The following is a 7560-nucleotide window of genomic DNA, read 5'->3' as shown; positions in this document are numbered from 1 at the left end:
CTGCGGGAGATCGCCTCGTGAACCCGCAGATAGCCAGCACTCAACGATCTGGGCGGGTCAGTCGACCGTGTCCAGGACCGCGTGGACCAGGTTGCGGGCCTGGGCCGCGATCGAGGTGCGCCACGCGTCGAACGTCGGGTCGGTCACGCCGAACGTGGTCTCGAAGTGCTGCATGTCCGGCGTGTGGATGTGCCCGGCCGGGATGTCGAGCCCGGCGCGGTCCCGCAGCAGCGTGTTGCGGTAGGCGCTCTCGTTCGAGAGGTAGTTGCCGCCTCCGCCGCTGTACGAGCAGGAACCCGCGGCCGGGGGCACGGGCGGTGCGGCCGGCGGGTAGGTGACCGGCGGCGGGTTGTTGAAGGTCGTGAGCACGGGTGACGCGCAGTCGGAGAACTGCGTATAGCTGGTGTTCCAGACGACGCCGAAGGCCACCGACGGGTCGGGCCAGGTGTCGCCCGGCGGGCGGGGCACGTCGGCGCCGGTGTTCGCGGCGATCATCTCGGCGACCGGCAGGCTGGCCGTGGTCCACTGCGGCGGGTCGGTGAGCCCGTCGCCGCCGCCCCAGCGGTCGACGACCTGGCTGTTGCAGCCCGGGTTGTCGATCGCGAGCTGCGGCACGCCGCCGATGCGGGGGCAGGGCGCGAGGCGATCGTTGCCGAGGGAGACGCCGTGGTAGCGGGCGTTCCACTGCTCCAGGTTGAACTGGGAACCGCCGGCCTGGCTCACGGTGAGCGAGGCGTCGACCTGCCGTGGTCCGGGGCGCATGAACGGCCCGACCGTGTCCTCCAGGTAGCCCTCCTGGAACTCGCGGTAGCTCACCGGCAGCGTGTACGCCTCCACGTGGGCGAGCTTGCCGTCGTCGGTGCGGTAGGTGGTGCCGTCCAGCGAGAGCGCCGTGGCGCCCGACGGGTTGCCGTGCCGGATGTTGTTACCGACCGTGCCCGGCGCCGAGGAGGTGGTGCCGCCGTCGAGCGTGTAGACGTCGAAGCCGCTCACGATCACGCGCAGGACGTCGTCGCCGGGCGGCAGGTCGATGTCGAACATGCCGCGCGCCGCCTTGTCGAACGTCTCGACGAGGTCGGCCCGCTCGGCGTCGGTGAGGCCGCCGCGCGGCGCCCACTGCCGCAGCACCGCCATGGCCTCGACGCGGGTCCAGTACAGCGGGCGGTCGTCGCTCGCGGGCAGGTCACCGCGTACGTGGCCGTCGCTCTGGGCCCGGCGGACGGCGGCGTCCCACAGGGCCTCACCCTGGCGCGCGGCCAGCGCCGTCGCGCTGTCGAGCGTCCGGGTGCGGCAGAGGGCCGCGGTGAAGGCGGCCGTGTACCCGCCGAACCCGCCGCCCTCGATGACGGTGCGGGCGTAGGTCCTGTCGGCGGGGACGGCCGGGTCGGCGGCGTCGGGCAGGCGAGCGGCCAGACGGCTCTCCTCGACCGAGAGCTGCAGGCTCGGGTCGAGGCAGCCCGCTCCGGACCCGGAGCCTGGCCCGGACGCGGCCTGGGCTGCGACCGGGGACGCCAGGGCGGTGGAAGCACACAGTGCGAGGGCGACGGCGCCCGCTCGCACCCGGACGGCGGTACGTGGTCTGAACGTTCTCGATCTGCGCATTCGGTCACTTCTCCCCTCGGAGGTGGTCGTCACGACCGTAGAGGTTCGTTGAACAATCCAACAGGGTCGGCCACGTAAAAATCTGGTGTCCCGGGCTGTTCCCCAGCACCGGAGCCGTGTCATGATCGACAATGTTCCGCAATGCGGCGGAAACATCTGACGAGGAACATCCTGACTGTTGAACAATCCGGCTCAACACATCGACCAGGAGGACGCCATGTCCGACACGAGCCACGAGCCCACCACTTCGCCGGCAGAGACGCCGACGAGCCCTCCGACCGCCGGGGTCAGGCGGTTCGCCTCCGCACGCGGCCGCTCCCTGCTGGGCGCGCTCTTCCTCATGGCGACCTCCGCCATCGGCCCCGGCTTCATCACGCAGACCGCCACCTTCACCCAGCAGCTCGGCGCCGCCTTCGCGTTCGGCATCCTCGTCTCGATCCTGCTGGACCTCGCCGTCCAGATGAACGTCTGGCGCATGATCACGCTGACCGGCAAGCGTGCGAGCGTGCTGGCCAACGACGCCCTGCCGGGCAGCGGCTACGTGCTGGCCGTGCTCATCGTGCTCGGCGGGCTCGTCTTCAACATCGGCAACACCGCCGGAGCGGGCCTGGGTCTGAACGCCCTGTTCGGCCTCGACCCCCGGGTGGGCGGGGCGGTCAGCGCGGTCATCGCCATCGCGATCTTCCTCGCCAAGCGTGCAGGGGCCGTCGTGGACCGGGTGGTCATCGTGGCCGGCGTGGTGATGATCGTGCTGACCGTGATCGTCGCGATCCTGTCCGGCCCGCCCGTCGGCGAGGCGCTGCGGCAGACGGTGCTGCCCGACACCATCAACTTCGCCACGATCACCACGATCGTGGGCGGCACCGTCGGCGGCTACATCACCTATGCGGGCGCGCACAAGCTGCTCGACTCCGGCACCGCGGGCCCCGAGCACATCCGCGAGGTCGACAAGGCCGCGGTCAGCGGGATCATCGTCACCGGCATCATGCGGTACGTGCTGTTCCTCGCGGTCCTGGGTGTCGTCGCCTCCGGCGTCGTGCTCGACGTCGCGGGCAACCCCGGCGCCGACGCGTTCTCCGCCGCCGCCGGCGAGGCCGGCCTGCGCATCTTCGGCGCGGTGTTCTGGATCGCCGCGATCACCAGCGTCATCGGCGCCGCCTACACGTCCGTCTCCTTCCTGCCCGTGTTCTCCGCGAAGATCGTGGGCCGCACCGCGGACCTGTGGACGGTCGGCTTCATCATCGTCTCGCTGGTGGTCTTCCTGGCGATCGGCACCGCGCCCGCCACGCTGCTCGTCTTCGTCGGCGGCGTGAACGGCCTCATCCTGCCCATCGGCCTGACCCTGTTCATGTACATCGGCTGGTTCCGCGGCTCGCTGCTGGGCTCCGTCCGCTACCCGCGGTGGCTCCTGGTGGTCGGCACCCTGGCCGCCGTGGTCACCTGGTACATGGCGGTCAACGCGGTGGGCCCGATCTTCGACCTGCTGTCCGCCTGAGCCTCGGGCTCGGCAGCTCGCTCCACCGAAAGACCGCACCATCGAAAGGACACCCGCACCATGAGCGCCGTCGACCTGAACAGCGACCTCGGGGAGGGCTTCGGCCGCTGGACCCTCGGCGACGACGAGCAGATGCTCGCCATCGTCTCCAGCGCCAACGTCGCCTGCGGCTTCCACGCCGGGGACCCGGCGTCCATCCGCCGCACCGTGCGCTCCGCGGTCGCGCGCGGGGTCACGATCGGCGCACACGTCGGCTACCGCGACCTGGCCGGGTTCGGCCGCCGGAACATGGACGTGCCGGACGACGAGCTCGAGGCCGACGTCGCGTACCAGATCGGCGCGCTCCGCGGCCTGGCCGACGCCGAGGGCGGCGTCGTCACCTACGTGAAGCCGCACGGCGCGCTGTACAACACGGCACAGGTGGACGAGCGGGTGGCCCGGGCGGTCGCGGCAGCGGTCGCCGCGGTCGACCCGGGCCTCGTGCTGCTCGGCCTGCCCGGCAGCGTTGCCCTCGCCGCGGCGGCCGAGGCGGGGCTCGCGACCGCCACCGAGGCGTTCGCGGACCGCGCGTACACGCCCGAAGGCCGTCTGGTCTCCCGCCGCGAGCCGGGTGCGGTGCTGCACGACGCCGACGACGTCGCCCGCCGCATGCTGCGTCTGGTCACCGAGGGCGTCGTGACGGCGGTGGACGGGTCCGACGTCGCCGTGCACGCCGACTCGGTGTGCGTGCACGGCGACTCCCCCGGCGCCGTCGCCATGGCCCGGCGCATCCGCGAGGTGTTCGACGCCGAGGGCATAGCGCTCACGGCCTTCGCCCCGGCGGGCGGCGGCTCCGCAGCGTGATGCGGGTACTGACCGCCCGCGACGACGCTCTCCTGGTCGAGCTCGACGACCTGGACCAGGCGGTCGCGCTGTACGAGTCCCTCCTGAGCGATCCGGTGCGGGGCGTCGGCGTGCCCGTGCCGGGCGCCCGGACGCTGCTGGTGCCGTTCCGGCCCTCGGCCGTGTCCGCGTCCGCCCTGACCGCGGAGCTGCGGACCCGACCGCTGGAACGCCGTGCCGCCTCCGCCGCACGCACCGTCCAGATCCCCGTGCTGTACGACGGCGCCGACCTCGCCGAGGCGGCCGGGCTGCTCGGCTGGAGCCCGGAGGAGCTGGTCCGGCGGCACACCGCGGCGGCCTGGACGGTGGGCTTCGTCGGGTTCGCGCCCGGCTTCGCCTACCTGACCAGCGACGACCCCGAGCTGGTGGTCCCCCGGCGGGCGAGCCCGCGCACCCGGGTCCCGGCCGGGTCCGTCGCGCTCGCCGGGCCATACAGCGGCGTCTACCCGCGGGAGAGTCCCGGCGGCTGGCAGCTCCTCGGCCGCACCGACGCCCCCGTCTGGGACGTGACGCGGGAGCGCCCGGCCCTGCTGCTGCCCGGAGACGAGGTCCGGTTCGTGGCGGTCCGCGCGCTGGCGGCCGCGAAGGGCCGCCCCCATCAAGCACCTGGGCATGCTTCTCCGCTCGAGACCGTGCCTGATCGCCTGGTCGAGGCGGACCGTCTCGGGGCGCTCGTCGTCGTCAGCCCCGGGGTGCAGGCGCTGGTGCAGGATCTCGGGCGACCCGGGTCCGAGGGGGCCGGGGTCTCGGCGTCCGGTGCGCTGGACCGGCCGAGCCTGCGCGCGGCCAACCGCGCCGTGGGCAACCCGTCCGGCGCGGCGGTCATCGAGTCCGTCGGCGGGCTACGGCTGCGCGCCAACGGCCCGCAGGTGCTCGCGGTGACCGGGGCGGTGGGTGACATCGTGGTGCGGCCGGGTGCGGCCCGACCGGGCGGCGACAGATCGGGCGGTGCCGAGCCGGGCGCCGCCGAACCAGGTGCCGCCGGAGCCGCGCGCCCCGACCGCCGCCCCCGGCAGGGCGAGCCCTTCGCGCTGGACGACGGCGACGAGCTGCGCCTCGCACCGCCCGTTCGGGGCGTGCGCGCCTACGTCGCGGTACGCGGCGGGATCGAGGTGCCGCCCGTGCTCGGCAGCCGCGCGACGGACGTGCTGGCCGGGCTGGGGCCGGACCCGCTCGGGTCCGGCGACCTGCTGCCGGTCGGCGTCCCGGGACGCGGGATCCCGGCAGCGGACCCGGGCGAGGCGCCGCCGTCGGACAGCCTGCCGGCACCCGGCGAGGTGACGGTGCTGCCGATCGTCCTGGGGCCGCGCGACGACTGGTTCGACGCCGCGACCATCGCGCGGCTGACCGGCCAGGACTGGCTGGTCACCCCGCGCTCCAACCGGATCGGGCTGCGTCTGGACGGCGAACGGCTCGCCCGCGTCCCCGACCGCGAGGGCGCCGAGCTGCCGAGCGAGGGCTGCGTCACCGGCGCGATCCAGGTTCCGCCGGACGGACAGCCGGTCCTCTTCCTCGCCGACCACCCGCTGACCGGCGGGTACCCGGTGGTCGGGGCGGTCGTCGCCGACCACGTGCCGCTCGCCGGACAGCTCCCCGCGGGCGCACTCGTCCGCTTCACCATCCAGAACCACGAAGGCCAGAACCGCCCAGGAGGCACCCCATGATCCGCACCGTGCTCGTCGCGAACCGGGGCGAGATAGCGGTCCGCATCATCCGCGCCTGCGCTGACCTGGGCATCCGTTCGGTCGCCGTGTACGCCGACGGCGACGCCGACGCGCCGCACGTCCGCCTCGCCGACGAGGCCTGGGCCCTGGACGGCCGCACCGCCGCCGAGACCTACCTGTCGGTCGAGAAGCTGCTCGACGTCGCCCGCCGGTCGGGCGCCGACGCCGTCCACCCCGGCTACGGGTTCCTGTCCGAGCGCGCCGCCGCCGCGCGCGCCGTCGAGGAGGCGGGACTCGTGTGGGTGGGACCGACTTCGGCCACCATCGAGCTGCTGGGCGACAAGATCGCCGCACGCGACCTGGCCCGGACGGTCGGTGCACCCCTGGTGCCCGGCTCGGACGGCCCGGTGCCCGACGCCGCCGCGGCGCTCGCCTTCGCCGAGGAGCACGGCCTGCCGCTCGCCATCAAGGCGGCGCACGGCGGCGGCGGGCGGGGCATGCGCGTGGCGAGGACCCTGGAGGAGGTGCCCGAGCTGTTCGAGGCCGCACGGCGCGAGGCGGAGGCCGCCTTCGGGCGCGGCGAGTGCTTCGTCGAACGGTTCCTGGAGCGCCCCCGGCACGTCGAGGCGCAGGTGATCGCCGACGACCACGGCCACGTCGTCGTGGCGGGCACCCGGGACTGCTCCCTGCAGCGGCGCAACCAGAAGCTGGTCGAGGAGGCGCCGGCGCCGTTCCTCGACCCGGCGGTGTGCAAGCGGGTCCACGAGTCGGCGCGCGACCTGTGCGCAGCGGCCGGGTACCGCGGCGCGGGAACCGTGGAGTTCCTGCTGGGCGCTGACGGCACCCTGTCCTTCCTGGAGGTCAACACCCGCCTCCAGGTCGAGCACCCCGTCACGGAGGAGACCACCGGGCTGGACCTCGTCGTCGAACAGCTCCGCGTCGCGAGCGGCCTGCCGCTGTCCGTGACCGAGGACCCCGCCCCGCGCGGGCACGCCGTCGAGCTGCGGCTCAACGCCGAGGACCCGGCGCGGGGGTTCCTGCCCGGGCCGGGACGCATCGAGCGGTTCGTGCCGCCCTCCGGTCCGGGCGTCCGGGTGGACGCCGGGGTGGAGTCCGGGTCGGTGATCCCCGGCGAGTTCGACTCGCTGTTCGCCAAGATCGTCGTGTGGGGGCCCACCCGGGAGGCCGCGCTCGCGCGCGCCAGGCGGGCCGCCGCCGAGACCGTCGTCGAGGGCGTGCCGACGGTGCTGCCGTTCCACCGCGCGGTCCTGACCGACCCGGCGTTCACGGGGTCGGACGGCGGTTCGGCGGACGGGTCCGGGTTCGCCGTCCACACCCAGTGGATAGAGACCGAGCTGCTGGCATCGATCGATCCGCAGACCCTCGCCGCACCCGTCGTCGAGCCCGGGGTCGTGGAGACCTGGGTCGAGATCGACGGCAAGCGGCACCGGGTGCGCACGCCGGGCGGCATCGGGTTCGCGGGACTCGGTCCGACGGCGGGCGGGGGTACCGGGAGCACGGGACCTGGCAGCGCGGCACCCGGCGCCGCCTCGACGACCGGTGGTGCGACACCGGCGTCGGGCCCTGAGATGGACGACAGGCGCGTGCCCCTGCTCCCCGCGATGCCCGGCACCCTGGTGCGCTGGCTCGTGGCCGACGGCGAGACCGTTGCCGACGGCCAGCCCGTCGCCGTCGTCGAGGCGATGAAGATGGAGTCGCAGCTCGTCGCGGAGTCGGCGGGAACCCTGGAGCACGCGACAGCGGAGGGCACCCAGATCACGGCCGGCACCCCGATCGGCTACCTCATGCGCTGACCGCCCCACGGGTTCGCGGCTGACTTCGGTCAGTTGCTCGCCTGCGCTCGCGACTTCGGTCGGTTGCCTTGAGATCGGTCGTTTGACTGACCGATCTCAAGGC

At 73.9% G+C, this 7560-nt stretch carries 5 protein-coding genes; 4 read left to right on the top strand and 1 reads right to left on the bottom strand.

Features of this window, described 5'->3' with window-relative positions; all coding sequences use genetic code 11:
• Positions 1 to 57: 57 nt before the first annotated feature.
• Entirely contained in the window at positions 58 to 1602 is a 1545-nt protein-coding gene (locus ACFWE2_RS23560; protein ID WP_377226637.1) for a hypothetical protein, read from the bottom strand.
• Positions 1603 to 1819: 217 nt separating this feature from the next.
• Between ACFWE2_RS23560 and ACFWE2_RS23555 the strand changes: the two genes are divergently transcribed.
• From ACFWE2_RS23555 to ACFWE2_RS23540, 4 genes are read left to right on the top strand one after another with little or no spacing between them, the layout of a single operon-like run.
• The gene (locus ACFWE2_RS23555) at positions 1820 to 3097 is read left to right on the top strand and encodes an NRAMP family divalent metal transporter (RefSeq protein ID WP_377226636.1); all 1278 of its coding nucleotides are present in this window, start codon (positions 1820 to 1822) and stop codon (positions 3095 to 3097) included.
• 60 nt (positions 3098 to 3157) lie between these two features.
• Positions 3158 to 3940 carry a LamB/YcsF family protein gene (locus tag ACFWE2_RS23550; protein WP_377226635.1) on the top strand — a complete coding sequence of 261 codons (783 nt, stop codon included), beginning with the start codon at positions 3158 to 3160 and terminating at the stop codon, positions 3938 to 3940.
• Complete coding sequence (locus ACFWE2_RS23545) at positions 3940 to 5643, top strand: carboxyltransferase domain-containing protein (protein ID WP_377226638.1); 1704 nt, start codon at positions 3940 to 3942, stop codon at positions 5641 to 5643. The genes ACFWE2_RS23550 and ACFWE2_RS23545 overlap by 1 nt, the downstream gene beginning before the upstream one ends.
• Positions 5640 to 7457 (top strand): biotin carboxylase N-terminal domain-containing protein, encoded by a 1818-nt coding sequence (locus tag ACFWE2_RS23540; protein WP_377226634.1) that lies wholly within the window; start codon positions 5640 to 5642, stop codon positions 7455 to 7457. The genes ACFWE2_RS23545 and ACFWE2_RS23540 overlap by 4 nt, the downstream gene beginning before the upstream one ends.
• Positions 7458 to 7560: the final 103 nt, after the last annotated feature.

This window comes from Promicromonospora sp. NPDC060271 (genome assembly GCF_042726755.1).
Classification (GTDB): Bacteria; Actinomycetota; Actinomycetes; order Actinomycetales; family Cellulomonadaceae; genus Promicromonospora.
This window is presented reverse-complemented; position numbering and strand designations above follow the sequence as displayed.

Excerpts from the sequence above, each read along its gene's own strand:
- ACFWE2_RS23540 (WP_377226634.1), top strand. The coding sequence starts at position 5,640 with ATGATCCGCACCGTGCTCGTCGCGAACCGGGGCGAGATAGCGGTCCGC.
- ACFWE2_RS23555 (WP_377226636.1), top strand. The coding sequence starts at position 1,820 with ATGTCCGACACGAGCCACGAGCCCACCACTTCGCCGGCAGAGACGCCG.
- ACFWE2_RS23545 (WP_377226638.1), top strand. The coding sequence starts at position 3,940 with ATGCGGGTACTGACCGCCCGCGACGACGCTCTCCTGGTCGAGCTCGAC.
- ACFWE2_RS23550 (WP_377226635.1), top strand. The coding sequence starts at position 3,158 with ATGAGCGCCGTCGACCTGAACAGCGACCTCGGGGAGGGCTTCGGCCGC.
- ACFWE2_RS23560 (WP_377226637.1), bottom strand. The coding sequence starts at position 1,602 with ATGCGCAGATCGAGAACGTTCAGACCACGTACCGCCGTCCGGGTGCGA.